Annotated in this window: 19 protein-coding genes; 17 read left to right on the forward strand and 2 right to left on the reverse strand. The window is 69.1% G+C overall.

All coding sequences use genetic code 11. The features are described from left to right. The 9 genes from A2CP1_RS05695 (at position 1) to A2CP1_RS22790 (ending at position 8,398) form a co-directional block, all read left to right on the forward strand. The gene (locus A2CP1_RS05695) at positions 1-876 is read left to right on the forward strand and encodes a TrbL/VirB6 family protein (protein ID WP_012632477.1); all 876 of its coding nucleotides are present in this window, start codon (positions 1-3) and stop codon (positions 874-876) included. A 184-nt stretch (positions 877-1,060) separates the two neighbouring features. After that, complete coding sequence (locus A2CP1_RS05700) at positions 1,061-1,738, forward strand: VirB8 family type IV secretion system protein (protein ID WP_012632479.1); 678 nt, start codon at positions 1,061-1,063, stop codon at positions 1,736-1,738. A 12-nt stretch (positions 1,739-1,750) separates the two neighbouring features. Then, a complete protein-coding gene (locus tag A2CP1_RS05705) occupies positions 1,751-2,524 on the forward strand; it encodes a TrbG/VirB9 family P-type conjugative transfer protein (RefSeq protein WP_012632480.1) in 774 nt (257 codons plus the stop codon). A gap of 2 nt (positions 2,525-2,526) precedes the next feature. Then, positions 2,527-3,717, forward strand: a complete 1,191-nt coding sequence (virB10, locus tag A2CP1_RS05710) for a type IV secretion system protein VirB10 (RefSeq protein WP_012632481.1) — start codon at positions 2,527-2,529, stop codon at positions 3,715-3,717. Continuing rightward, entirely contained in the window at positions 3,683-4,750 is a 1,068-nt protein-coding gene (virB11, locus tag A2CP1_RS05715) for a P-type DNA transfer ATPase VirB11 (RefSeq protein ID WP_012632482.1), read from the forward strand. Before virB10 ends, virB11 begins: the two co-directional genes overlap by 35 nt. A 149-nt stretch (positions 4,751-4,899) precedes the next feature. Beyond that, positions 4,900-6,846: a hypothetical protein gene (locus A2CP1_RS05720; protein ID WP_012632483.1), complete on the forward strand. Its 1,947-nt coding sequence runs from the start codon at positions 4,900-4,902 to the stop codon at positions 6,844-6,846. Between the two features lie 13 nt (positions 6,847-6,859). After that, positions 6,860-7,252 (forward strand): hypothetical protein, encoded by a 393-nt coding sequence (locus tag A2CP1_RS05725; protein ID WP_012632484.1) that lies wholly within the window; start codon positions 6,860-6,862, stop codon positions 7,250-7,252. A 116-nt stretch (positions 7,253-7,368) separates the two neighbouring features. Continuing rightward, positions 7,369-7,989 carry a hypothetical protein gene (locus tag A2CP1_RS05730; protein WP_012632485.1) on the forward strand — a complete coding sequence of 207 codons (621 nt, stop codon included), beginning with the start codon at positions 7,369-7,371 and terminating at the stop codon, positions 7,987-7,989. Positions 7,990-8,017: 28 nt separating this feature from the next. Continuing rightward, entirely contained in the window at positions 8,018-8,398 is a 381-nt protein-coding gene (locus A2CP1_RS22790; protein ID WP_012632486.1) for a PH domain-containing protein, read from the forward strand. A gap of 114 nt (positions 8,399-8,512) precedes the next feature. Here A2CP1_RS22790 and A2CP1_RS05740 read toward each other — a convergent pair whose 3' ends face one another. Both A2CP1_RS05740 and A2CP1_RS05745 read right to left on the reverse strand, forming a co-directional pair. Then, positions 8,513-9,988, reverse strand: a complete 1,476-nt coding sequence (locus A2CP1_RS05740) for a DUF2779 domain-containing protein (protein WP_012632487.1) — start codon at positions 9,986-9,988, stop codon at positions 8,513-8,515. Positions 9,989-9,991: 3 nt separating this feature from the next. Beyond that, on the reverse strand, positions 9,992-10,663 hold the full coding sequence (locus tag A2CP1_RS05745; RefSeq protein ID WP_012632488.1) for a hypothetical protein: 672 nt from the start codon (positions 10,661-10,663) through the stop codon (positions 9,992-9,994). Positions 10,664-11,021: 358 nt separating this feature from the next. Between A2CP1_RS05745 and brxE the strand changes: the two genes are divergently transcribed. The 8 genes from brxE to brxD are packed head-to-tail and all read left to right on the forward strand — an operon-like array spanning position 11,022 to position 25,633. Continuing rightward, positions 11,022-11,600 (forward strand): BREX-6 system BrxE protein, encoded by a 579-nt coding sequence (gene brxE, locus A2CP1_RS05750; protein ID WP_012632489.1) that lies wholly within the window; start codon positions 11,022-11,024, stop codon positions 11,598-11,600. Next, entirely contained in the window at positions 11,597-12,391 is a 795-nt protein-coding gene (locus A2CP1_RS05755) for a DUF1819 family protein (protein WP_012632490.1), read from the forward strand. Before brxE ends, A2CP1_RS05755 begins: the two co-directional genes overlap by 4 nt. Then, positions 12,388-13,023 (forward strand): BREX protein BrxB domain-containing protein, encoded by a 636-nt coding sequence (locus A2CP1_RS05760; protein WP_012632491.1) that lies wholly within the window; start codon positions 12,388-12,390, stop codon positions 13,021-13,023. The genes A2CP1_RS05755 and A2CP1_RS05760 overlap by 4 nt, the downstream gene beginning before the upstream one ends. Positions 13,024-13,035: 12 nt before the next feature. Then, on the forward strand, positions 13,036-16,656 hold the full coding sequence (brxC, locus tag A2CP1_RS05765; RefSeq protein ID WP_012632492.1) for a BREX system P-loop protein BrxC: 3,621 nt from the start codon (positions 13,036-13,038) through the stop codon (positions 16,654-16,656). A 32-nt stretch (positions 16,657-16,688) separates the two neighbouring features. Next, positions 16,689-20,693: a BREX-6 system adenine-specific DNA-methyltransferase PglX gene (pglX, locus tag A2CP1_RS05770; RefSeq protein WP_218917134.1), complete on the forward strand. Its 4,005-nt coding sequence runs from the start codon at positions 16,689-16,691 to the stop codon at positions 20,691-20,693. Beyond that, on the forward strand, positions 20,690-23,551 hold the full coding sequence (pglZ, locus tag A2CP1_RS05775; RefSeq protein WP_012632494.1) for a BREX-6 system phosphatase PglZ: 2,862 nt from the start codon (positions 20,690-20,692) through the stop codon (positions 23,549-23,551). Before pglX ends, pglZ begins: the two co-directional genes overlap by 4 nt. Beyond that, on the forward strand, positions 23,552-24,304 hold the full coding sequence (locus tag A2CP1_RS05780) for a hypothetical protein (RefSeq protein ID WP_012632495.1): 753 nt from the start codon (positions 23,552-23,554) through the stop codon (positions 24,302-24,304). A gap of 3 nt (positions 24,305-24,307) precedes the next feature. Continuing rightward, positions 24,308-25,633: a BREX system ATP-binding protein BrxD gene (brxD, locus tag A2CP1_RS05785; RefSeq protein ID WP_012632496.1), complete on the forward strand. Its 1,326-nt coding sequence runs from the start codon at positions 24,308-24,310 to the stop codon at positions 25,631-25,633. Positions 25,634-25,635: the final 2 nt, after the last annotated feature.

A 25,635-nucleotide genomic window follows, 5' to 3' on the forward strand; every position in this document is an offset into this window, starting at 1 on the left:
ATGTTTCGCCTGTTCACGCCGCTCTTCGCGGAGCTCGACCGCATCAGCACCGCCTTCGCGCAGGACGTCTCCTCGCGCGTCATCGTGGCCATCACGCCCGTGCTCGCGGCGGGCCTCACGGTCTGGTTCATCGCCTGGGGGATCCTCGTCATGCGGGGCGCCGTGGACCAGCCCGTGCGTGAGTTTCTCGGGAAGGTCATCCGCACGGCGCTCATCGTTTCGGTAGCGCTCGGAGCAGGCCTCTACCAGCGGGACGTCGTCGAGGTGATCCGCACGGTCCCTGACGACCTCGCCGCGGCGGTCGCCGGCGGCGAGGCGAACGTCCGGTTCGGCGCGGGTCCACTCGACACCGGCAGCACCCAGGCCGCCCTCATCGACCGGGCCGCGGGTCAGGGCCTCCTGAAGGCGGAGGACGCCTTCGAGAAGGGCGGCCTCATGACGCAGCAAGGGATCGCCTTCTACACGTTTGGCGTTCTCATGCTGCTCGCGACCGTCGTCATGGTCGGGGTCGGCGGCGCGCTCATCCTCGTCGCGAAGGTGATGCTGGCGCTCCTCGCCGGGCTGGGCCCGCTCTTCATCGCGGCGCTCCTCTTCGACGCGACCAGGCGCTTCTTCGATCGGTGGATCGCGATGATCGCTACCTACGCGCTCGTCGTGGTGCTCTTTGCGGCGGTCTTCACCTTCATGCTCGCGATCTTCGCGAACTACATGTCCGGCGTCGCCCTCGACGGGAACATGAACGTCGCCTACGGCATCGGCGGCGCGCTCATCCTCACGGTCGTCTCGGTCGCGATCCTGAAGGAGCTGCACCACCTCGCGGTCGGGCTGGGCGGCGGGTACGCCCACCGCATCCTCCTCCTGGAGCGGTCGCGATGAGGCCGCTCCTGTTCATCGCGCTGGCCTGCGCCTGCGCCACGGCGCCCGGACCCAAGCGGCCAGACGAGTCCCACCGGGTCCCCGTGAACCGGAGGGTGCCGCCCGAGGTGGAAGAGGCCGTGAGGGCGAACCATGCCAGCGGAGCGCAGCGGCAACCGCGACCCGAGGGCGAGGTGGAGTGGCGATGAGGGCGGGGGACCTGGAGCAGTACCTCGAGGAGAGCAGGGGGCTTGAGCGCGACTACCTCGAGGAGCTCGTGCGCTCGAGGAGGGTGGCGTGGCGGGTGGCGGCGAGCGCGGCCGTGCTAGTAGCGGCCGCGCTCGCCACGGTGGTGGCGCTGGTCCCGCTGAAGCGCGTCGAGGCGTTCGTGCTGCGGGTCGACAACGCCACGGGAGCGGTGGATCTGGTGACGACGCTCCGCGACGGGCAGGCGGGCTACGGCGAGGTGGTCGACCGGTATTTCCTCAACAAGTACGTCCTCGCCCGGGAGAGCTACGATTACGAGACGCTCCAGACCGCGTACGACACGACCGCGCTCATGAGCAGCGGCGAGGTCCAGCGCGAGTACGCGGGGCTTTTCGACGGGCCGAAGGCGCGGGACAAGGTCCTCGCGAACCGCGTCCGGATCGTCGTGAAGGTCCGTTCAATCGCGCCTGGCACGACCCGCAACACCGCGGTCGTGCGATTCGCGACGCGCGCGGCGCACGCCGATGGGACGAGCGAGGCGGAGGAGAGCCTCGTCGCCACCATCGGATTCAGGTACGTGGGCGGCGCCATGCACGAGCAGGACCGGCTCGTGAACCCGCTCGGTTTCCAGGTGACGAGCTATCGGGTCGATCCCGAGATCGCGGGCGGCGGGTGAGGGGAGGCGTTCATGCGCCGCGTGATCGTTCTCCTTCTCGCCATCGCCGTGTCCGCCGGAGCCTCCGAAGGCGGGCCGGACCGCCGGATTCGGTACGTGAGCTACGACCCGGACACCGTCGTCCCCGTGGACGCGGTGGTCGGCATCGTCACGCACATCGTCCTCGAGCCCGGCGAGAGCTACGTGACGCACGCGTTCGGCGACGGAAAGGCATGGGACTTCGCCGCAAAGGCAAACCACTTCTTCCTCAAGGCGGTCGCGATGAACGCCGACTCGAACCTGACCATCGTCACCGACCGGCGGAGCTACCACTTCAGTCTCCGGCTCCTCGCGGAACCGAAGGCGGCGCCGACCTTCGAGATCGCCTTCCGCTACCCCGATACCGAAGCGCGGAAACGCCGCGAGGTTGCGCGGCGGGCCGCGGTCGATGACGGGTTCAAGGGCAACGGCGAGCTGCCGAATCTGGACTACACGATGAGCGGCGATCTCGACCTCTCGCCAGTGAACACGTGGGACGACCGCGAATTCACGTACTTCAAGTTTCCCGGCCAGCGCGACATCCCGTCCATCTACACGGTGGACCTGGACGGCAACGAGTCGATCGTGAACCGCCACAGCACGGGACCGTCGAACGAGATCGTGGTCGTCCACAAGGTCGCCGCCCGCTGGGTGCTCCGGCTCGGCTCGCGCGCGCTCGCCATATGGAACGACGCGTACGACCCCGGGGGACGACGGAACGTGAGCCGGACGGCCTCGCCGGACGTGAACCGCGTGCTCTGGAGGTAGCCATGGCGGAGACCATCGTCGATGCGGCGGTGGAGCTGGAGAAGCGCGAGCGGGAGCGGGCGCGCGCCGAGGAGGCGGCGCCGGACGTCGAGGGGGCGCGCGGGAAGGCGCTCCTCGCGGGCGCCCGGCGGCAGTGGCCGGTTGGGGCGCGGACGTTCTTCGTCGTCACCGGGCTCGTGGCGGTTGGGCTCATCTCCGTGCTGCTTCTCAAGGCGCGCTCCGCGCGGAGGGAGGCCGAGGCGCGCGAGCACGAGAGCCCGGCGAAGACCGAGAGGGTTGAGCGCCACGTGCCGCCGCTGGAGCTCGCCGCTCAGGCGCCCGTTCCGCTGCAGGCGCCACCTGCGGCGGTCGCCGTAGGTGCGGGTGGCGACGCCCCCGGGGCCATCGCGAGCCCGGAAGCGGAACTCGTCCAGCGCCGCCTCTCGCGCGGCTTCGGAGCGGGGGAGGGCGATGGAGGCCCCCGCGAGCAAGCCTCCTCGGCCGCGCCGCACCAGTCGCTCGCACCCGACGGTGCGCCGGCGGTGCCGAGAAGGCCGGGCGGGCTGGAGGAGAAGCTGGAGGCGGTGGAGCTCAGGGCCGCCGCGGCGGACGTCCTTCCCGATCGCGATCACATCCTCACGCAGGGCGCGATGCTGGACTGCGTTCTGGAGACGAGGATCGTCTCGACCGTCGCGGGCATGACGTCGTGCCACCTGACTCGCGACGTCTACTCGACGAGCGGCCGGGTCGTGTTGCTCGACCGCGGCTCCCGCGTCGTCGGGCGTTACCAGGGCGGCATGCAGCAGGGCGACACGCGCGTCTTCGTCCTCTGGATGCGCGTCGAGACGCCGGCCGGCGTAGTCGTCGAGCTCCAGTCGCCGGGGGCGGGGCCGCTGGGCGAGGCGGGGCTGGGCGGCCACGTCGACACGCGATTCTGGGACCGGTTTGGCGCGGCCGTCCTCCTCAGCGTCATCGAGGACGGTGTGGACGCGGCTGCGGCGCGCGCCGCAGGGACGGCGCAGGGTACGAGCATCAACGTCGGGAACACCGCGAACGCGGGGAAGGAGGTCATCGCGCGGTCGATGGAGCCGACCATCAACATCCCGCCGCTGCTCGTAAAGAACCAGGGGGAGCGGGTCGGGATCTTCGTCGCGCGGGACCTCGACTTCAGGAGTGTCTATGGGCTGGAGCGCTTCACCCGCACCGGACGGTAGCAGGCCGCCACGCAACACGGCGCTCCGTCAGCTCCTGCGCCCGCTCGAGCCTTACCTCGCGCGGCGCGAGGTGACGGAGCTGGCGGTGAACCGCCCCGGAGAGCTGTGGATTCGCTCGCCGGACGGCTGGGCGCGTCAGGAGATGCGGGAGCTCACCGCCGAGTACCTCGACGCGCTCGCCACGGCGATGGCCGTCCACAGCGGTCTCGCGGTGCGGAGCCTCGCGTCGGTGATCCTCCCGGGCGGCGAGCGCGGCCAGCTCGTCCGCGCCCCGGCGTGCGTCGACGGAATGGCACCCATGACCATCCGGAAGCACCTCCCTGCGGTCCGGACGCTCGCGGAGCTGGAGCGCGAGGGCACGTTCGACCGCGCGCGCGACGTGAGCTTCCATCGTCCTTCCGCGGAGGATGCGCTCCGCGAGTCGGAGCGCAGCGACTCCGGGCGGCTCGACCCGCTCGACGTCGAGCTCCTGGCCCTCAAGCGCGAGGGCCGGTTCGCCGCGTTCCTGCGGCGAGCGGTGCAGGCCAGGCGGAACGTCGTGATCGCCGGCAGGACGGGGTCCGGGAAGACGACGCTCACGCGCTCGCTCATCGAGGAGGTGCCGGCGAGCGAGCGCATCGTGACCATCGAGGACGTGCACGAGCTGGCGCTGCCGAACCACCCGAACCGCGTCCATCTGATGTTCGGCGGTGGCCCGGGCCGCGTCACTGCGGAGGAATGCCTCGCCGCGTGCATGCGGCTCTCGCCCGACCGGATCTTCCTCGCCGAGCTGCGCGGGAGCGAGGCGTGGGAGTACGTGCAGAGCCTCAACACCGGGCACCCCGGATCGGTGACGACCACGCACGCGAACGGCGCGGTGCAGGCGTTCGACCGGATCGCGAGTCTCATAAAGAACAGCGCGACCGGTCGCGGCCTGGAAGTCGCCGAGATCCGGCGCGTTCTGCACGCGACGCTCGACGTCGTCCTCTTCATGGCAGAGCGGCGCGTCACCGAGGTCTACTTCGACCCGCTCCGCGCGAGGGCAGTGCGGTGAGCGGTCGCACGCGGAGTGCCGGACGCACGACCCGTAAAAGACGGCCCAGGGGCCATGCGCTCGGTCGGCAGCGCTGGCATAGTAAGGCGTGCCTTGCGATCGGACGGTATCCACACGGGTGCCCGGATCTGAGGCTCGCTGGAGGGGTCATGGGCTACCGAATCCGGTCGGCCTGGCTTGCGTTTGGGGCCGGCGCCACCCTCGCCGCCTGCGGCGGCGGCCGCCCGGACTACTCGGCGCTGAGCACGCCGCCGGAGGTGTCGTTCGTAACCCCTCCGCCCACGTATACGGCGTCCGTCACGCTGCCCATCGGCATCGCGGCCAGGAATCCGACGGGCGTGAGAGCCGTGTACGCGCTCACCGGCTCGCAGCGCTTCGCGGCGAAGCAGCAGGGCGACGGGACGTGGGTGGCCACGGTGCAGCTCCCAGTGATCGGCAAGAATACGGTGACGGTCTGGGCCGAGGACATGGCCTCCCCGATGCCGAACAGCGGTCAGGGGATGGACCCGCCCTACCAGCTCGTGCAGGACGTGGTGTACGACCCGACGCCGCCGTCGGTGAGCTACGACGCGTCGTTCCCTTCGTACAGCGACGAGCGGACCCTCGAGCTCGAAATCGACCTGAACGGCGTCGCGAAGGTCCCCGCAGCGTACGTGGCGGGCCCGAAGGTCGGAGTCCAGCCCGGCGGCGACTTCTACAAGGCCTGGTCGCGCCTCAGCGGCGGCGCCGACATGACCGCGAGCGAGCTCGAGACGATGAATGCGAGCAACATCCCGGTGCTGCGGTTCGTCGTCCCGTACAACCGGAACACCGACTCGCCCGTCCAGACGCCGACGTTCGTGGCGCATGTGAGCTGCCCGCCACCGTGCCCGGTCTACCCTGATGCCACGGGGGAGCTCCTGCCCTCCGCGACGCCCGACGACCAGCGCGCGCTCTTTGATCTGCCGCTCGCGACGGAGACCATCCCCGCCCTCGCGAGTCTCCTCGGACCGGCCGACGTCTCGATCTCGCTGACGGTCGCGGACGCGGCTGGGAACGCGGTGACCGTGCCCGGCTTCAACTTCAAGTTCCATGCGATCGGCCCGCCGCTCGCCCTCGTCGAGGACACGCAGTACCCGGCGGCGGCGAAGCCCGAGAGCACGTTCGTCTATCACCTCGCGGACAACACCTACGGCGTGATGTGGACGCTCGGGGCGCAGTTCGGATCGAACGTCGTGCGGCTCATCCGATACTTCATCACGAACCCCACCCCCGAGCCCGTAGCGGTCCAGCTCGACTATGCGCAGGACGCGCGCGGCTCCTGGCAAGCCGTCGAGACGTGGAATCGCTTCAGCGCGGGCGAGCCGACGGGACGAAACGCGGACGGCAACTATTACCTCAACGTGCCATCGTCGTCCGTCGCCTTCACGATGGACGGCTTCACGTTCCACAACCCCACGTACTGGGAGGTCCCTTACGGAACAATGACCGGAACCCTGTCGCAAGGGGAGTACGGCCCGCATCCGTGCGGGAGCCCTTCGGGCGGATACATCCTCCATAGGATGGGCGACAGGACGAACAAGTACGTGTGCAGCGCGGATTTCGCGGTGAACTTGTTCACGACGACTCCGGAAACGGCTGCGTTCTCAACCAGTGACGTCGCCATCCGACCCTATCGGATCTCTCCGGAGCTGCAGGGGCAGGAGCGGGACCCGGACCTGGACCCCTCCGGCCGCTGGTTCCTCGTCCCGCCGGCTGCCGGCGCGGTGCCGGGCACGCTCGTGGTCTACCTGGCGCGCCCGGTGCTCGCGCAGCGCACGCGGCCGCTGCAGTGGAACGCCGCTGTCAGCTCGCCGCCGGCGAACATAGCCGTCAACCACTATCAGGACTGGGACTACGAGTTCTGGTGGGGCTACTACCAGCCAGCGAGCTACCTCTACCCAGGCTACGACACGTACATACTCATGCGGATGGGCGCCTATCTCACGGCCGCGCAGGAGAATCTGTACGGCACGTTATTGGCCACGACGCAGGCGTACATGGGAACGAATCTCCTCGGGGAACCCGCGCCACGGCTGTCGGTCGACCTCGCGCGCGAGCCGTTGGCGACTCACTGATCGGAGACCAGCGATGAATGGCCGTCACTTTCTGCACGCTGCCGCGGTCGCTCTCGCGTTCATCGTCGTGGCCTGCGAGGGCGGCACCGGCCCGCAGGGGCCCGCCGGTCCCCCGGCTGATCGATCGAAGCTGTACTGCCGTAGCAGCGGCGCCGTCCTGAACGCATCGAACCTGACGACGTCGATCACGTGCGACGCGAAGACGGACATCCCGTGGGAGGGATCTTGCGAGGCGCCCGAACTCCCGGACGGCCTCTACCTCGCGCGGAGCGAGCCGCTGAACTGGAGTGACCTGAACGAGCTCCCGGGCTGGACCTGCACGTGGGCCGCGTTCGGCGCCGTGCCGAACTTGAACTTCGGCGCGAACGCCATCATCTGCTGTTTCGCGATGGGCCAAGCCCCGTGACGAGTCGCACGCCCTCTCGCCCTTCCATGGCCGCATGGGGCGCACTCGCCCCGATCGGCGACGCGGCCGGTGCCGTTCCCGACGCAGTCCGCGCTGGGCGCCGCCGCGCTCGCAGGGTGGGCCAGCTGCTGCTGGCGATCGGTCTCTGCGTAGCGGGTTCGGCGCGTGCGGACGTGAAGGAGCTGTATACGGTCGTCGGATACGAGCCGGCCGTGAGCCGCTACGATCTTCCTGCGAGCGGGTCCGGCTCCGCGACCGCGTTGACTGGCACGTTCGATCTCAGCGGCTACTACGGCCTCACGAACACCTGGCATGTCGGCGGGCGCATCCGAGGGAGCATCAGCTCTGATGTCCACCTCGCCGACGTCTGGGTGAACATGCCGGACGGCAGCGTCTCCAGCGGCGACGTCTACCTGGACCACCGGTCCGTCGGGATCGGCGCCCTGGCGCTCTACCGCCTCGACACCGGCCTCCATCTCGCGCCGTTGCTCGAGGTGGAGGCCGGATTCACGTCACACCAGTACCGTAGGATCGCGCACGTGCCGACGGGCGTCGCCTACATCATCCCGTTGTCCGAAGTCTCCGAGACGGTCTTCCACGGCGCCGCCGCCGTGCTCGCCGAGTACCGGTTCGGCAACAGGTGGATCGCCGCCGGCGGCGCCGGCGTCCAGGTCGAGCCCGGCGCGCGCGTGCCGTGGTCGGTGAACCTCCCGCTGCGGGTGGGAGTCATCTGGTGAAGCGCGTGCCCGGGGGGGGGGAGGACGCATGAGGTACATCGATTCCATCGTCACCGCCCCCGAGGAGCGCATTCTCCACCGGGCACGCCTGCACTGGACGATCTTCCTCCGCCCGTCGTCGATCCTGACGCTCTTCCTGCTCCCGCTTGTGCGATGGCTGACGTGCGAGGCCGTCGTCACGAGCCGGCGCATCGTAATCGCGAGCGGCTGGCTGACGCGTTACACGTTCGAGATGCCGCTGAGCCGGTTCGAGTCGATCCGGATCGAGCAGAGCATCATCGCGCGGCTACTCGGCTTCGGGTCAGTGCTGGTCGTGGGGGTCGGCGGCGGACGGCAGCAGTTCGCGCAAATGGCGCGGCCACTCGCGTTCCGGAGGGCAACGGAACTCGCTGTTCGGGAAGCGGCGTAAGCGCGCGACCCCGCGCGTGTGCCACGTGAACGGGTGTAGCGCAAGCGCGGCGTACCGCCCTCGCCGGCATTCCTGCTGTCACCGTCACTATGCGCAGGCGCCTAACGTGGAGGGTCAGGTGCGGAGCTGCGCGAGCCGCTCAGTGAGCTTCACGAGCGCAAGCGTGTCCCGCTCACAGTATGCGCGCAGCTGCTTCCGCAGCGTCCTGCCCTCAGCTGCACCGATCGACTCGGGCGCGAGGAGGAGCGCCTCGAGCGCGGTGGACGCCGTGTCGCCGTCGGCGATGTCGAGATCGTCGTAGGCGAGAGCGGGCACGAGCGCCGGCAGCACGGCCTTGAGCCCGAACCCGCCTGCGAACCCCGGGTGGTAGACGTGGTCCCGCACGATGGGGAGGAGGTCGACGAGCCGCTCCCGGATCGACCACAGCGGCTTCCGGAGCTTTGGGACCGCGTCAGCCAGGTGTTCGAGGCACTTCGCCTCGAACCCCGCGTTGTACGCGACGACGCTTCGGACGCCCTCGCAGGCGCCGACGACCGCCTCCGCGAGGGCCGCCCGCGGATCGCCGGCCGCGTTCGCGAGGTGGTCGTGGTGCTCGGTTCGTCCCCGCGCGCCGACGACGTGGCAGCTCACCTGGACCGGCACGTGCTGGTACGGACGGCAACCATCCCAAACCGGCACGGCCGGGTTGATCGACTCGAAGTCCAGGAATGCAGCCGGGTACTCGATGGCGGCCAGGGCTTCGCCGAGGCCATCGTCGACGACGAGTTCGCCGGCCTTCACCGCGCGAACCTGCCGCGCCGCGACGTTCGACAGGCGGACGTCGTCGGGGATGTCGTGGATCGTCTCGAATCCTGCCTCGTCGAACTCGGCGCGGCGCTTCGGGTGAAGCCTGTAGAGCGTCGAGACGTGGTGCTCGGGCAGCTCGGGGTGACAGCGCGCCACGAACGGGCAGTCGTACGGTGAGCTGCACTGCTCCCCTGGCTCGATCTCCGGGAGCTTCCCCTCGAGCGAAGCGCGCATCTTCCGGATCTGCCGCGGGATCGCGGGGAGGAGCGCCTCCACTTCGTCCGTGACGTCGTCGCGGACGAAGAGGTCGTCCAGGTCCGGGTAGGTGCAGTCGCGATTCAAGTGCATCAGCTCTGCACCGCGAACGTCCACGCCGGCGGCGCGGGCAGCGTAGAGCTGGACCGCGACATCGGGCAGAAATTGCTCCTTCACGTCGAGGGTGGCCTTAACCTCGACAAGCGTCCACGCGCGCTTCCGCTTCTCGAGGACGTCGAGCGCGGCGAACACCCCGCCCGCCGCGAAGCTCGCCTCGAAGACGACGTTCGCGCCCGCGCGGAGTGCCGCGGCGGTCGCGTCGACGCGCTCGCCGACCTTCCATGGCTCGAAGTCGATGAGCGTCCCGCCCACGAAGCGCTCCCGCGCGAGCTCGCCGACGCGGTGGCCGCGGTCGAAGACGGCCTGCAACCGGTCGTCGGGCTTGAGCTCAGGCGCGTCTGGCTCGTGGATCTCCCACCAGAGCCGCCGTAGGCACTGAAGCCCGACACAAAAGCGAGACTTGGAGATGTTGCGGGGAGGTGCGGCCATTGCCTAGCGGGCGGTCGACTGTGGAGTTCGGATCGACCGCAGGAGGTCGCGCACATACGGCCAGAGCCCCCGGTGTTCCGGCGGGATTCTCGCGAAGTCCTGTTCTGCGAAGGACTCGAGCGAGAAGAAGTGGTCGACGGCCTTTTCGGCCTCGGTTCGCAGCACCGAGGGCGCGAGATACGCGATCACGATGGGCTCCTCGTCGGTTCCCGCAAGCGCCGCTATCGCGCTGCGGAGCTTCTCGTACTTCCGCTTGTGGCGCTTCTCGGTCCGCTCGAAGACGAGCCCGAGGTCTTCAATCAGCTCGCGCATGCCGCGGTTCTTCGCGATCGCGTAGAGGTCGGCTTGTTCGGCGTCGAACGACCCGGCGTCGGTCTTCAGCTCGAGGAAGAGCCATCGGGGCGCGTCGCCCGGCAGATGCAACAGGTAGTCGGCGTTCACCGTCCGACCCGAGAGTTCCTGCCTGCTAGCGCGAGCGCCCTTCTCCCGGAGGTCGCTCAGGAGCGGAAACTCGGGGGCGACGAGGACTGCGGGCCGCTTCAGCTCGTCCGTGACGAAGCTCTCCAGGAACGGCGTGAGGAAGATGTCCACCCGTCGCTCGAGCTGGTATTTCGGGAACCCCGACCAGTCCGTGAGGCGGGTCATGATGCTCGCGATCGAGTAGTCGAGGCTCATGCGCGTAGCGTATCCGATGGTCCGGACACGACGCGGTAGCGGGTCGCGTCACTATGTCCCGCGAGCGTGGGGGCGGTGTGGAACGGTGGGTCAGGGGAACGCGGCAGCTCCGCGGGTCGTGATCGTCTGGCAGACGAACGTCACTCCGACAGCCGTCGTGCAGAGATGCCACGGCGCCGCCTGATCGAACACCCACGACTCGCAGATCAAACATCGCGGATGCGTAGTGCTTTCGCGGAGAGACCGGTTCGCGCGTGTCGCTCCCCGTTGTAGGATGCACCGCGTGGGGGCTGAGTCCCGGGCGTACAGCTCGGGCGCCCGAGCTCCGTGAAAAGCGCCGTTGTCTTGCGAGGTTCGCGTGTCGGCCCCCGTCACCGTCTCGACCGTCGATTCCATCCTCGCCGTCCAGCTCACGGTCGCCTGGGCTGGCGAGTCGCGAGAGACGACGAAACGCCTCGGCTGGTGGCACACCGACCTCATCGACTCCACGGGAGGCGGCGACTTCCTGGCGCGCCTGCTCCCTCGAACGCACGCGTGGTCCTCCCTCGAGGCAGTGCGTGAAGCGGCCCGCCGCACCGACGAGGCGGCCCGGCGGGGGATGGCGGATCCGGATCAGGTTCGGACGCTCTACTTCCTCGGTTTCGACCTCGATGAGCGGCTCGCGGAACGGCTCGCGGAGCTGAAGCGCGGTGGCCAGCCGCCCGCATCGGCGCTCTCGTTCCTCGTCGCGCTCGACGCCCCGTTCTCGAGCGAGAAGCTCACGGAAGCGCTGGCATTCGGCGCTGGGCGTGCGCCGGCCTACGACGTTGTGCCCGGCGGTCGGCAACTCAAGGGCACGGTGCCGTCTGCCCCCGAGCTGCTCGTCCAGAACCTCGCCGCCGCGCTGCTCCCGCTGGCCGAGCGCTACCCGACGCCGTTCTACCGGGTGAGGCCGTGATCGAGCTCGGTGAGGTGCGGGAGCCCGTCGCCTCGAGCGCCACGGCTCCGTCCGAGGAGACAGAGGTACACACCCGCATCCTCCGACTCGCGCTCGGCATCGAAGAGGCCCGCGCGTACTGGGCGCACATGGATCCAGCCGTCCCGCCCGGCGCGCGTGCTCTCCAGGCATTCGATCAGCGCTGGTTCGGCGCGAAGACCCTCGAGCGCGTCAAGACGCTCCTGCCCTACCTCGCCGCGCGGTACGACGCGTTCCCGGAGGCACTCGACGTGCTCCGCCGTTGGCGGCACATGGACCCCGCCGCGCGCCAGGTGATCTGCCACTGGCACGTCCAGCTCAGCGACCCGATCTACCGGCGATTCACCGGCGAGTTCCTCGTCGAGCGGCGCACGCTGCTGGACCCGAAGGTGCATCGCCCCGGCGTGGCGCGCTGGGTGCGCCAGGCGTTCCCCGGCCGCTGGACCGAGTCCACGATCGTCCAGTTCGCGTCGAAGCTGCTCTCCGCGGCGTCCGAGGCCGGCCTCGTCTCGCCGAAGCGCGATCCCCGGTCGCTGCTCTTCCCCAAGGTGCCGGACGACGCGATCGTCTACCTCCTGCACCTGCTCCGCGGCATCCGCCACGAGGGCTCGCTCACGGAGAACCCGTACGTCGCGTCGGTCGGTCTCGCGGACGGGTTCCTCGACCAGCGCCTCAGGACGATCCCGGCGGTCACGCTCCGCCGCATGGGCGCCCTCGTCGAGCTCGACTGGGCGCACCCGACCCTTACCGCGTGGGCGGAGGCCTCGCTGTGACGGAGCCGCTCTTCCAGCAGTCGACGCTCGACGACGCGGTCCAGGCCCTTCGCCGCGACCTCCTCGCGGATGGCGGGCCGCGCATCAGCACGATGCGCAACTACCGGTTCGCCATCCTCCCGTACAAGCCCGCCGAGGAGTTCAAGCTCCGCAAGCTCATGCGCCGGCTCGCGGACGATCTGAAGGGCGAGGGGTGGGGCGTCCTCGCCATCTCCTTGCAGAAGCTGCTGCTCGACCGCATCCGCGCGACGGGAACCTCGAACGTCGAGGCGCTGATCGCGCGAGAGAAGTCGCTGCACGGGCGCGATCCGGAGCGGGCGCTCGAGCACCTCCGTCAGAAGATCGGGCCGCTCATCGAGGGCCCGGGCGGAATCGCCGCCGACGTCGCGCGGCTGATCGACGGGTTCGCCGCGGCGAACCCCGACGCGGACCGGACCCTCGTGCTCGTCGGCCGGAGCGGCGCGCTCTACCCCTTCTTCCGCACCTCGGCGCTGCTCAAGCACATTGACGGCAAGACCCGGAACATCCCGGTCGTCCTGCTTTACCCAGGCGAGCGGCGGGGCACGACGGAGCTCTCCTTCATGGGCGAGCTGAAGCCTGACCGCGATTACCGTCCCCGCATCTATCCGTAGCGAGAGGGATCGATGAAGATCCAGGACCTCTTCGTCGCCGACGTCACGCGGGACATCCCGCCGGTCGTCTACTTCCACGAGCAGAGCCCCGAGAAGCTCCAGGCCGAGGTCGCCGAGTACATCATCACGGGCGGCTACCGCGACGGGCATCCGCAGGCGCGCCGGCTCAAGGCGGGCATCCACGAGCAGTTCGTTCACCTGCTCCGGGCGATCGTGAGCGAGCAGGCGAAGCCGAACGGCCCCGAGCTGCCGGCTTCCTGGATCTCGGGGTTCTACGGCTCCGGCAAGTCGAGCTTCGCGAAGTTGCTCGGGCTGGCTCTCAACGACGCGAGGCTGCCGGGCGGGAAGCCACTCGTGGACGCGCTGATCGCGCGCGACGAGTCGCCGCTCCGGCAGGAGTTCGTTGAGGCGTGGAAGGCGCTGCGAGCGGCGCTCGACCCGATCGCGGTCGTGTTCGACATCGGCGGGGTCGCCCGCGACGACGAGCACATCCACGTCGCGGCGCTCCGGCAGATCCAGGTGCGGCTCGGCTACTGCTCGAAGAGCCACCTCGTCGCGGCGCACGAGCTGATGCTCGAACGGGACGGTGAGTGGGACGTCTTCCTCGCCGCGGCGGAGAAGACACTCGGGAGGCCATGGTCTAAGGCCAAGGAGGACCAGCAAGCGGACGACCACTTCTCGCACGTGCTCTCGGTGCTGCACCCCGAGCGCTACCGCGACCCGATGACCTGGATCGACTCGCGCGCCGGGTCGAAGACGGGGGCCGGAACCGCCGTGAAGGAGGTCGTCGATTCCATCGAGGCGATGCTGAGCATCCGCGCGCCCGGGAAGGCGCTCTTCATCGTCGTCGATGAGGTGAGCCAGTACGTGCACCAGGACGACAACCGGATGCTGAAGCTCCAATCGTTCGTGTCGGAGTTGGGGCAGCGGCTGAAAGGTGCGGTGTGGCTGTTCGCGACCGGCCAGCAGAAGCTCGAGGACACGAGCCAGGCCGACAACATCGGCAAGCTGAAGGACCGATTCCCGCTCCCGCTCCGGGTCCACCTCCACCCGAGCAACATCCGCGACGTCGTCCACAAGCGGTTGCTCGCGAAGCGGAAGGATCGCGAGGCGCTTCTCCGCGAGCTGTTCCAGAAGCACCGGAGCGACCTCAAGCTGAACGCGTACGGATGCGAGGAGATTACCGAGGAGGACTTCCTCGAGGTCTACCCGATGCTCCCCGGGCAGGTGGATCTGCTCATGAAGATCACGTCGAGCCTGCGCACCCGCTCGACCCGCGTCCAGGGCGACGACCACGCCATACGCGGCCTGCTGCAGCTCCTCGGCGAGCTCTTCCGCGAGCAGAGGCTCGGGGAGCATGAGGTCGGAGAGCTCGTGACGCTCGATGCGATCTTCGAGGTCCAGCACTCCGCGCTCGAAGCCGACGTCCAGACGACGCTCGCCCGCATCTTCGACCACGCCGACGTCCGCGACGACGCGCTCGCCCAGCGCGCAGCCCGCGCGGTCGCGCTGCTCGAGCTCATCCAAGAGCAGGAGCCCACCACGCCCGAGCTGGTCGCGAGGTGCCTCTACCGAAGGCTCGGGGACGGTAGCCAGGTGCAGGCGGTGGGGCAGGCGCTGGAGCGCCTCCGGGAGTCGAACCTCGTCGCCTACTCGGAGAAGCTCGGGTTCAAGATCCAGAGCTCCGCGGGGCAGGAGTGGGAGCACGAGCGTGAGGACATCCCGGTCACCGGAGAGCAGGTCTCCGAGGTCGTCCGGACGAAGCTGAAGGAGCTGCTCGCGATGCCGGAGCTGCCCCGATACAAGGGCTGCTCCTTCCCGTGGGCGGCGCTCTACAGTGACGGCCGGCAGCTCGCCGACGAGCGCGTGCAGGGCACGAACGCTAACGCAGCCGTGACGGTGGACTTCCGGTTCCTGCGCGTGAAGGACGATCGCACCTCGACGACGTGGATCCAGCGGAGCGACAAGGAGCCGCTCACGGATCGCCTGCTCTGGCTGGTCGGCGATCCCGGCCCCATCGAGAGCATCGCCCGCGAGTACGCCCGCTCCGACCACATGGTGAAGCGGTACGGCGTCCGCCGCGAGTCGCTCACGAAGGAGAAGGGGCGGCTCCTCCTCGAGGAGGAGGCCCGCTACGAGGAGCTCGAGAAGAAGGTGAAGGCGGCCGTCGCCGACGCGTTCCTCGACGGCACGATGTTCTTCCGGGGGCGGCCTCTCGAGGCGCGGACCCTCGGAAGCGCCTTCGCGACGGCGCTGAGCGCCGCCGCGACCCGTATCCTCCCCGACCTCTACCCGCACTTCGTGGACGTCGCGATCTCCGACGCGGAGCTGAATCAGCTCCTCGAACGTCACCTGAACGGACCCTCGAACAAGTTCATGGAGGGGCGGCTCGGGATCCTGTCGCTCGACGCTGGGCGCTACGTCGCGACCTGCGCCGGCGCCGAGCCCGCGCGCATCCTGCAGTACGTCGAGAACGCTAACGGCGCGTCCGGCGCGACGATCATCTCCCACTTCGGCGGTCCGCCGTACGGCTACCCGGTGGACGTGGTCCGCGCTTGCCTCGCCGGCCTGCTCCGGGCCGGGAAGATCCGCATTCGACCGGACGGGGAGCCCGAGATCACGTCGGTGAACGACCCGGGCACCCGCGACCTGTTCCGGCGCGACCGCGACCTGCGCCGCGCCGACGTGTTCCCGGCGCGGGAGGGAGCGATCACCGCCCGGGACAAGGTGGCGATCGCGACCTTCTTCAAGACGCACCTCGAGCTCGATCTCGAGCGCGAGAACGACGCCTTCGCGGACGCCGTATACCAGCAGTTCCCCGGGCGGCGGGAGCGGCTCCGCGAGGTGGAGGCCCTCTACGACCGGCTGCCGGGCCGTCCGGCGCTCCCGGCGGCGCTCGAGCGGCTCGGGAAGGCCCTCGAGGACTGCCGCCGCTCGCGGCAGGTCGAGGAGACGGTCCTCGCGCTCAAGCGGAACCTCGACGCCCTCCGTGACGGCCTCGAGCAGCTCGCGATCATCCGCGCCGAGCTGACGGACGACGCACTCCACGCGCTCGCGCGCGCCGCGCAGGTCCGAGACGTCGAGCTCGAGCAGCTCCGGCAGGTCGAGGCGCTTGGCGGGGTCGAGGAGGACGGCAGGGCGCTCGCGGAGCACCTCTCGGGCGAGCGGCCCTGGCGCGGCATCGCCGACGCGGCGCCCGCGGCCGCGCGTATCCACGAGCGGTACGTCGAGGCGAGGAGGGCGCTCCTCAACCGGCAGAACGCGGAGGCGGAGGCCGCCCGCGGCCGGGTCAAGGCGCGCTCGGGGTTCGAGAAGCTCTCCGCCGACCAGGCGCACCACGTGCTACGGCCCGTCGCGGAGGCGCTGTTCGACACCGCCGCAGACGCGGTCGCGCCCGCGCTCGCCGACCTGCAGGCGCGCTTCCCCCAGCGGCTCGCGGCGGCCGAGGAGCTCGCCCAGGAGCGGCTCGACGACGCGATCGCGAAGCTCACCGAGTCGCAGGTCGTGAAACTCGAGGCCGGTCTGCGTGGCCGCGAGATCAAGAGCCGTGACGAGCTGAAGACGGTGCTCCGTGAGCTGGAGGAGCGGATCGGCGCCGAGATCGACAAGGGCCGCCGCATTCGCCTCGTGTGATGACCAGCCGCTCGCCCTGAGCCTGTCTAAGGGTGAGCGGCGCTGCCGCCGAACGGTTCCCGATGCCCACGCTGACCCCCGACGCGAAGCAGCTCCTCTCCCGCACCGTCCGCGAGCTGCGGGCGAGGCTGCTGCGCGACCTGAACGATGAGGCAGAGCGGCGGTACCGGCTGTCGATCCCGCCGGAGAAGGCGAAGCTCCCGGAGGACCTGCGCCGGAAGCGCGAGCGGCTCGACGCCTGGCTCGACGAGCGCGCCCGGACCGCGAACCCCAAGAACAAGAGGGAGATGGAGTCCGCCCGCGCGCGATTCCTCGGCGACGCCGTGAAGGAGGCGGCTGCGACGCTGCTGAACCGCCTCGTGCTCCTCCGGCACCTCGAGGCGCTCGGCCTGCAAAAGCCGGTGTTCGTGACCGGCGGCTGGAACTCGAAGGGGTACCGCGAGCTGCGCGAGTTCGCACCGGCGCTGCTCGGGGACGAGACCGAGGGGTACGCGGCGATGCTGCGGCTCGTGTTCGACGAGCTCGCTCTCGAGCTGCCGGGCCTCTTCGGCGACGTGGGCCTCACTCGGCTGTTCGCCGTCCCGCCTGCGACGCTCCGCGAGGTGGTGGAGCGGCTCGACGACCCCGGGCTCGAGCCGGCCTGGACGGACGACACGACGCTCGGCTGGGTATACCAGTACTGGAACGATCCGGAGCGCGAGGCGCTCGATGCAAAGCTGAACGCCGGCGGGAAAATTGAGCCGCACGAGATCGCGTCGAAGACGCAGATGTTTACGGAGCGGTACATGGTCGAGTGGCTGCTCCACAACAGCCTCGGCCTGACGTGGCTCTGCATCTGCAATAGGAACGGCTGGACCGCGGATGCCGAAGCCGTGCTTTCCGTGCTCGATGCCCGGCGTGCGGAGTGGCGGAAGAAGCGTGAGGCCGGCGAGGTCGCACACGACGCCCTGATGCCCATCGAGGGCGAGCTCGAGGAGCACTGGAAGTACTACGTACCGCAACCGATCCCGGACGAAGCGGTGGCGAGCGCACCGGCATCGATCCGCGCGCTCAAGCTGCTCGACCCCGCCTGCGGATCGGGCCATTTCCTCGTGATCGCCTTCGACCTGCTCGCGGGGATGTACCGCGAGGAGGCCCGGCACCGGGGCGAGGTATGGAGCGACCGGGAAATCGCGGAGGCGATCCTCGAGAACAACCTTCACGGGATCGACATCGATCCGCGAGCGGTTCAAATCGCCGCAGCGGCGGTGATGCTGAAGGCGAAGCGGCAAGCGAAGGACGCGCGGCCGAAGCGGGTGAACCTGGTCGCGCCGGTGCTTCGGCTCGGGAACCTGCCTGACGACGATCCGGCGCTCATGCGGCTGCGCCGCGAGGTCAGGGCGGAAACTGGGATTCCCGAGGAGCTGACCAGCCGGATCGTGAAGGCGCTCGCGGGAGTCGATCACCTCGGTTCGCTGCTCAAGGTGGACGCAACGGTCGATGAAGCGATTGCAGACAGCGAGCGCATCTTGAGACCAGGAGCGCAGCTCGAACTGGGCGGAGATGCAGGAAAGACGCTGGAGCGTAGCCCGAATGAAGTCCGGGCTGCGTTGCACGAGAAGCTGGAGCAGTTCTTAAGGCAGCATTCGGGAGAAGAAGATCTCGGACTGCGGCTGGATGGGGAGCAGCTCGCAGCAGGAATACGGTTTACCCGCGCAGCGAGAGAGGCGAGCTACGATGTCGTCGTTACCAACCCGCCGTACCAGGGGACGGCCCGTATCTCTGGTGCAGAATACTATGTTCGAGAGTATCCGCGCGCCGTTGCCGATTTGTATGCGGCTTTCATGGAGAGAGCGCTTGTCCTCGCGCGTCCGCACGGGATAGCTGCGTTGGTCACGATGCGTGGATGGATGTATCTGGCCCAGTTCGAGGAGTTGAGAGCCGCGTTGCTGGATTCGTGCGACATCCGCTCACTAGCCGACATCGGTACGGGCGCGTTTGGTTCGCGCTCAATGGACGATGTGATCTCGTCCGCGATGGTGGTCGTCCGCCGGGGGAGGCCCGATGGTAAGGCTATCGCTCTTCAAGCGGCCCCGCTGGCCGACGCCAGCCGTGATTCCGGCAAACCGTTGCGGCGGGCCGCGGCGTTGCTGTGCGGGCAAGGAAGATACGAGTTCGAGGCCGGGTGGTTCGAAGCTGTTGAAGGTAGGCCGATCATCTACTGGTGGGATAAGGGCTTCCTCGCGCGATACCGGGCCGCGAAGAAGCTCGGGGAAGTGGCTCCGGGGCGCAACGGGATGTCTACGCAGGACAACGTTCGATTCCTGCGCAAGTGGTGGGAGGTGAGGACGGAAGATGTCGCCGTAACGCGCCCGCTGTTACGTCGGAACGGTTTTGGGCTCGCGAGATGGGCGCCATATGTGAAGGGCGCAGCGGGCCGCCAATGGTTCGAGCCAATGACCGACGTCGTGGATTGGGAAAGGTTCGGGCTTGCTCCGAAGGTGTTTTGCGAACACCTCTACGGGAGTTACTCGCGCACTATCAAGAACGAGCCGCTCTACTTCCGTCGGGGCATTGCTTTCACTGTGATTGGGTCCTCGTTCGGGGCAAGGGCGCATCGCGCGGAGAGCGTATTCGGGCACATGGGGGCGTCGGTGTTCCCGGACGACATCCCGGGTGTGCTCTGCCTTATGAATGCTTCCGTATCGAAGTACGTCCTTTCGTCGCTGAACCCCGGGTTGCATTTTCTCGTGAGTGACGTGAATCGCTTGCCAGTGTTTGAGGTTCCGGACTCTGCGAAGATCTACGCCGTTGTGGAACACGTGTTTATTGACCATGAGAGCGGACGTGAAGCGTCTTCCGAGTTCCGACGCCCCCAGCCCTCTGAATGGGAGTACGCTCAGTCTTGGGCGCAGAGGGCAGTGGATCGAGGTCCTCTTGAAGCGTTGCCACCCTATTCACCAGAACCCGTGCCGGCCGCTGGCATCGATCATCTGTCTTACGCAGTGGGTGTAGCGCTGGGTCGGTTCGGTTCTAAAGGCGAGGGGGTACTAACCGAATCGCGTGGGAGCGCGCTTCCGCTAGGAATGTTGTTCATCTCCGCGGCGTTGGGTGACGGGTCTCTCGCGCACGCCGCATGTGCCTCGCTACGCAACGCGTGGGTGGAACACCAGGCCGGCGACTGCGCCGATCTCTGTACTTGGCTCCGCACCGGCTTCTTCAAGCACCACAAGTCGGTCTACGAGAACCGCCCCATCTACCTCCCGCTCTCTTCGGCGAAGAAGAGCTTCGTTGCCTGGGTGAGCATTCATCGTTGGGACGCGCAGACGCTCTCGAACCTCCTCGCGGAGCACCTCCACCCCGAGAAGCGCCGGCTGGAGGGCGAGCTCGAGGACCTCCGGCACGCGCGCGCGAAGGGAGAGAAGAGCGGGAAGGGCAAAGCCGAGAAGCGCTTTGCGGATGTGTCGAAGCTCCTCGAGGAGCTGACCGCGTTCATCGATCTCGTGACGGAATGCGCGGAGCGTGGCCCGCCGCCGACGTCGCCCGACGAGCCGCTGCGCGAGCGGGATGCGCGCTACGAGATGGACCTCGACGACGGCGTCATGGTGAACAGTGCCGCGCTGTGGCCGCTCCTCGAGCCGCAGTGGAAGGACCCGAAGAAGTGGTGGAAGGAACTCGCCACCGCGAACGGCCGCAAGGATTACGACTGGGCACACCTCGCGAAGCGCTACTTCCCGGAGCGGGTGGAGAAGAAGTGCGTCGAGGATCCCTCGCTCGCCGTCGCACACGGCTGCTTCTGGCGCCTCCACCCCGCTAAGGCGTACGCCTGGGAGCTTCGCCTCCAGGACGAGATTCGGCAGGAGTTCACCATCGACGAGCCCGGGTCCGAAAAGGCGCGCGCGGCGTTCCTAAAGTCGCACGCGGACGAGGCCAAGGCGATCCGGCTCAAGGAGCAGGAGCGCCGCGAGCGAAAGTCGCGGAAGAGTGATCCCGAGGAGAACCTGTCGCTCTCGCTAGAGTCGTCCGAGGTCGAGGCGGAAGCCGAGGAGGTCGAGTGACCGGCGGACTGACCGCTTTGGCGCTCGAGCAGGAGCTCCTTGGCGAGCTGCGTCGCCGCGGTGTCGTCGTCTGGCTCGACGCGCACGGCACATACACCCCCTTCGTGGACGGGCTCTCCGCCCGCGCGAAGCAGGGTGAGTTCCCGTTCCCGGTCGTCGCGTTCCGAGGCAGCTTCCTCGAGATCGTACTCGCGCTCGAGCCGTACGGCAGCGGCCTCGACAACGCGCCGCTCCTCATCCACATGCCGGCTTTCACGGAGGACAGCATCCGGGCGACACCGGTGCTCGAGCTGTACGAGCCGGGCTTCCGGTTCCGCAAGGACCCGAAGACGCTCGTCCGCGAGGTCGCGCGCGGCCGCGTGGCGCCCGATGCGCTCGAGCAGTACCTCGCGGGCGCGGGCACCGTGGACCTCGCGGCCGCCGACGCCTGGCTTGCGAGCCAGCTCACGCACACGCGAGAAGGGCTCGCGGCGCTCCTGGAGCAGCTCGGACCGACGCTCGTCCTCGACGCACTCGTCGATGTGCTCGAGCGGCGGGAGAGCTTCCTCCTCCAGCGTGTCGGCAGCGACGCCGAGAGGGAGGTGCTGGAGGCCTGGCTCGCGCGCCAGACCGGGATGGACGCCGCATGGCTCCGGTTCTACGGGAGCGACCCGAAGGCGACCCCGCTCGCGAGCGTCGCGGGCGCGCTCGTCGGCTGGCTCCTCTCGGTGGAGTACGTCCACGATCTTAACCGGCCACCGTTCGTCGCCGAACTCGTGCGCCTGCGGGACCTCTCGGCGCCGCTCGTGAAGGCGTCCCTCGCGCTCGTCGACCACATCAGAGGGAAGCACACGGACTCGTACGCGTCGCTCGCCGACGAGGTGGAGCTTCACCTGCACGAGGAGCTTCCGGCGATCAGGCCCGAGGACCTCGGCAAGATCGACACGTTCCGGAAGGAGGAGCAGCGCGTCCTCCAGGGCGCGGTGGACGCGCTCCGGGCCGGCGAGTGGGAGAAGGTCCGCGGCTGGGCCGAGGCTCGGAACGAGGAGCGGTCATACTGGCTCCGCCGCGATCCGGCGCGGCGGCGCGCGTGGGAGCTCGCTCGGGAAGCCGCGGCGCTCGGGAGCATGCTCACGGCGCGGCCGCGGCCGCTCGAGGGCGTGCGGTCGCTCGACGCGGCCGTTGAGCGCTACGCCGCCACCGCGTACGAGGTAGATCGCGCGCACCGGCGGTTCGAGCAGCGCCAGGCCACGCTCCTCGACTCGCAGCTGCCGCACTTCGGTGACCTGAAGGAGATCGTCCGCGTGCTCAGGAGCGCGTACCGGGGCTGGGCCGACCGGCTCGCGCGCGATTTCGCCGCGGCGTGCCGAGCGGCGGGGTTCCTCCCCGACGCCACTCTCCAGCAGCGGGCCGTGTTCGAGCAGGTGGTCCAGCCGCTCGCGACGGACGAACGTGTCGCGCTGTTCCTCCTTGACGCCTTCCGCTACGAGATGGCGACGGAGCTCCTCGCCGAGCTGAAGGCGCCCGGGACCGTCGTGGACCTGAAGGCGCGGCTCGCCGAGCTCCCGACCATCACCGCGGTGGGAATGAACGCACTCGCGCCGGTCAGCCAGGGCGGGCGTCTCCAGGTTTCAGGGACCTTCGGCGGGTTCCGCACCGGCGAGTTCACGGTCCGTACCCCCGACGACCGCGCGCGCGCGATCGGCCTCCGCACGGGCGCGAAGCAGAGCGTCCTACTGCAGCTCGGCGAGGTTTGCGAGCTCGAGCCGGAGAAGCTGAAGCGGAAGATCGCGAGCGCGCGCGTCGTCGTCGTCCACGGGACGGAGATCGATGACGCCGGTGAGGCGAACCTCGGCCCGGCAACGTTCGAGATCTTCCTGCGGCAGCTCCGGACGGCCTTCGCGCAGCTCCAGAAGGCGGGGGTGAAGTCGTTCGTGTTCACGGCCGACCACGGGTTCCTCCTGCTCGACGAGACGACGCAGAAGGTGCCCTACGGCTCGAAGCGCGACCCCGCTCAGCGCTACGTGCTCGACGAGCATCCGCGCGCCGAGCAGGGCATGGTGAACGTCTCGCTCTCGGCACTCGGCTACGACGGGCTCGCGGGGTACCTGCTCTTCCGCGAGGACACCGCGGTGTTCGCCACCGGCAACGCCGGGGCGACGTTCGTGCACGGCGGCAACAGCCCGCAGGAGCGGATCATCCCTGTCTTGACCGTCCGGCGCGAACGGCCGTTGGGGCGGACGCTGATGGCGTACCGGGTGGACGCCGAGCGGCTGCCAGATGCGATGGGCCTCCGCCGCGTCCGCGTCCGACTCCGTGCGGCCCACGACGACGCCGGCCAGCTCGGGTTCGTAGCGGCGCCCGCGGTGAGCGTCGGGATGCGCGCGCCCGGTCATCCCGAGGTACGCGCGACCTTGAAGGGCGTCTCAGGTCCGGGAGCCGTGGAAGACGGCACGCTCCGCCTCGCAATGGACGCCGACTGGACGGAAGTCTTCTTCGCGCTCGAGGGTCCGTCGTCTGAAGCCGTGCGGCTCGAGGTCTACCACCCGGACGCGGTGGAGAAGGTCGCGCCGAAGCCGCTCGACGGCTGGTTCGACGTGGACTGGCGGCGCGGCTCCGTGGAGCCGGTCGCCCCGCAGCCGGAGCGGGTGCTGGACTGGTCGGACGCGCTGCCCGCTGGCGGCGTTCGCGCGGTGTTCGAGCACCTCGCGGTGCACGGGGCGATCACCGAGACCGAGGTGACGCGCATGCTCGGGTCGCCGCGCGCGTTCCGCCGGTTCTCGCTCGACTTCGACGAGCACGTTCGCAAGGTGCCGTTCCGAATCCGCACCGAGCCGGGCTCTGACGGCAAGCGGTACGTGAAGGAAGGGGAGAGGTAGATGACTGGATTTGCACCGTTCACCGTGTTCGGTGAGCTGCCCAACGGCGGCCCGGGCGGCGACACCGACCCGCCGCTGCGCGCACCGATCCAGCCGGAGCAGCACGAGGAGCTCCTCCGGATCGCGCGGGACGTCATTCTCGTGGCGACGGGCCCGAGGGACGGGCTCACGTCGCCGCTGGACCGGCACGCCTTCGACGCCGCCATCCGGTCGTACATGCCGCTCGGCCATTACGACCGCTCGCCGAACCAGCCGGTCTCCGCGATGGATTACAAGATGTACGCGTGTCGCTTCGTGCATCGGCTGCTGAACGCGGTCACCGGCCGCAGGCTGAAGGTCGCGGGGACGTACCAGAGCCACCTCGGCACCAATGCGCGGGCGAACGCGCTCTACGAGACGCTAGTGGAGATCGTCGCCGCGGGGTCGGCGGCGCGGTCGCAGGCCGCGCCCCGAGCGCTTGCTCCCGCCGCCGAGCCCGCTCCGTCGCCCGCGGTTCGTTCGCCGCCGCCTGCGACGGGACAGGTGCCCGCCTGGGTCGAGGCGTTGGCGGACGACGGCGTCCGGCGCGTGTTCCTGCACCTCGCCGTGCACGGCTCCGTGACGGAGCCGGAGGCGACGTCGTTCCTCGGCTCGCCGCGCGCGTATCGGCGGTTCGCGCTCGAGCTCGAGGAGCACGCACGCCACGCACCGTTCCGGGTACGCGTCGAGGCGACAGGCGACGGGAAGCGGTACGTGAAGGACAGGGAGAGCTAGCCGATGGGACTCACCCGGCGGGACGTGAACCACATCTTCGAGCGGCTGCGGTCGGGCGTGGTGCCCGAGCGCGGCCTCGACGCCTTCGCGGTCGGCATCGAGCGGCAGCGCGCGGAGCTCGGCCGGGTGCTCGACCTTGCACACGCAGGCGAGGGCGTCTTCAAGTTCCTCCGCGGCGGCTACGGCTGCGGGAAGACGTTCATGTCTCGCCTCGCCGTCCTGGACGCGCAGGCCCGGGGGTTCGCCACGAGCTTCGTCGTGGTCTCCGACAACGACCTCCATTTCCACCGCTTCGACGAGCTGTACCGAAAGATCGTCCAGGAACTCGGGACGAGCTCGTGCCCGCGCGGTGCGCTCGCCGACATCGTGGACCGCTGGATCGCGAAGGTCGAGAACGCGCTGGTCGCGGCCGGCGCGAACGAGGAGGCGCCCGGGTTCGACGCCCAGGTGCAGAAGCGGATCGGGGAGGAGATCACGTCGCTGACCGGCGGCAAGGCGCCCGAGGACTTCGCGCGCGTGCTGCGCGAGATCTTCGCGCTCAAGCAGGCAGGGAAGGGAGCAGACGCGGGCGCGCTGCTGTCCTGGCTGTCCGGGAGCGGCAACGTGGCCGCCCAGCAGAAGAAGTCCGCCGGCATCAAGGGCGACATCACGAGCGCCGAGGCGCTGGATTATCTTCACGGGCTACTCGAGATCGTGAAGGCGGCCGGGTACAAAGGACTCGTCATCGTCATCGATGAGGCGGAGACGATCCTGCGGATGCGGCAGGACGTGCGCGGGAAGTCGCTGAACGGGATTCGCCAGATCTGCGACGCAGCCGACCGGTACCACGGGCTCCTCTGGATCTTCACGGGCACCCCCGACTTCTTCGACACGAAGCGGGGCGTCGCCGGCCTCCAGCCGCTCCACGATCGGATCCGGTTCCTCTCGCAGCCGGGCTACGTGAGCCTCAGGCAGGCGCAGCTCGAGCTAAAGCCGTTCGACGCCGGTCGGCTGAAGGAGGTCGCGCTGAAGCTCCGCGAGATCTACCCCGCGAGCGACCCGCCCGGGCTGGAGGCGCGTGTCACGCCGGAGTTCATCGAGCGGCTCGTGCGCGAGGTGACGAAGGGCTTCGGCGGCGACGTCGGCATCGTGCCGCGGCAGTTCCTGCGGCAGCTCGTGAACGTGTTCGACCTCACGATCGAGTTTCCCGAGTACGACCCGGAGAAGCAGTTCAAGTTCGAGCCGCAGGGCACGAGTGACTACGAGGCGCGCAAGCTCGAGGGGAAGCCTCCGTACGACCCCGAGCCCGGTGACGACAAGGGATACCCGACGACGTCCGTGGAGTTCTGAGC

It is taken from the genome of Anaeromyxobacter dehalogenans 2CP-1, from assembly GCF_000022145.1.
In the GTDB taxonomy this organism is placed as follows: domain Bacteria; phylum Myxococcota; class Myxococcia; order Myxococcales; family Anaeromyxobacteraceae; genus Anaeromyxobacter; species Anaeromyxobacter dehalogenans.

What these genes read in the sequence shown, in the direction of transcription:
- A2CP1_RS05695 (WP_012632477.1), top strand. Translation starts at nt 1, where the DNA reads ATGTTTCGCCTGTTCACGCCGCTCTTCGCGGAGCTCGACCGCATCAGC.
- A2CP1_RS05700 (WP_012632479.1), top strand. Translation starts at nt 1,061, where the DNA reads ATGAGGGCGGGGGACCTGGAGCAGTACCTCGAGGAGAGCAGGGGGCTT.
- A2CP1_RS05705 (WP_012632480.1), top strand. Translation starts at nt 1,751, where the DNA reads ATGCGCCGCGTGATCGTTCTCCTTCTCGCCATCGCCGTGTCCGCCGGA.
- virB10 (WP_012632481.1), top strand. Translation starts at nt 2,527, where the DNA reads ATGGCGGAGACCATCGTCGATGCGGCGGTGGAGCTGGAGAAGCGCGAG.
- virB11 (WP_012632482.1), top strand. Translation starts at nt 3,683, where the DNA reads ATGGGCTGGAGCGCTTCACCCGCACCGGACGGTAGCAGGCCGCCACGC.
- A2CP1_RS05720 (WP_012632483.1), top strand. Translation starts at nt 4,900, where the DNA reads ATGGGCTACCGAATCCGGTCGGCCTGGCTTGCGTTTGGGGCCGGCGCC.
- A2CP1_RS05725 (WP_012632484.1), top strand. Translation starts at nt 6,860, where the DNA reads ATGAATGGCCGTCACTTTCTGCACGCTGCCGCGGTCGCTCTCGCGTTC.
- A2CP1_RS22790 (WP_012632486.1), top strand. Translation starts at nt 8,018, where the DNA reads ATGAGGTACATCGATTCCATCGTCACCGCCCCCGAGGAGCGCATTCTC.
- A2CP1_RS05740 (WP_012632487.1), bottom strand. Translation starts at nt 9,988, where the DNA reads ATGGCCGCACCTCCCCGCAACATCTCCAAGTCTCGCTTTTGTGTCGGG.
- A2CP1_RS05745 (WP_012632488.1), bottom strand. Translation starts at nt 10,663, where the DNA reads ATGAGCCTCGACTACTCGATCGCGAGCATCATGACCCGCCTCACGGAC.
- brxC (WP_012632492.1), top strand. Translation starts at nt 13,036, where the DNA reads ATGAAGATCCAGGACCTCTTCGTCGCCGACGTCACGCGGGACATCCCG.
- A2CP1_RS05780 (WP_012632495.1), top strand. Translation starts at nt 23,552, where the DNA reads ATGACTGGATTTGCACCGTTCACCGTGTTCGGTGAGCTGCCCAACGGC.
- brxD (WP_012632496.1), top strand. Translation starts at nt 24,308, where the DNA reads ATGGGACTCACCCGGCGGGACGTGAACCACATCTTCGAGCGGCTGCGG.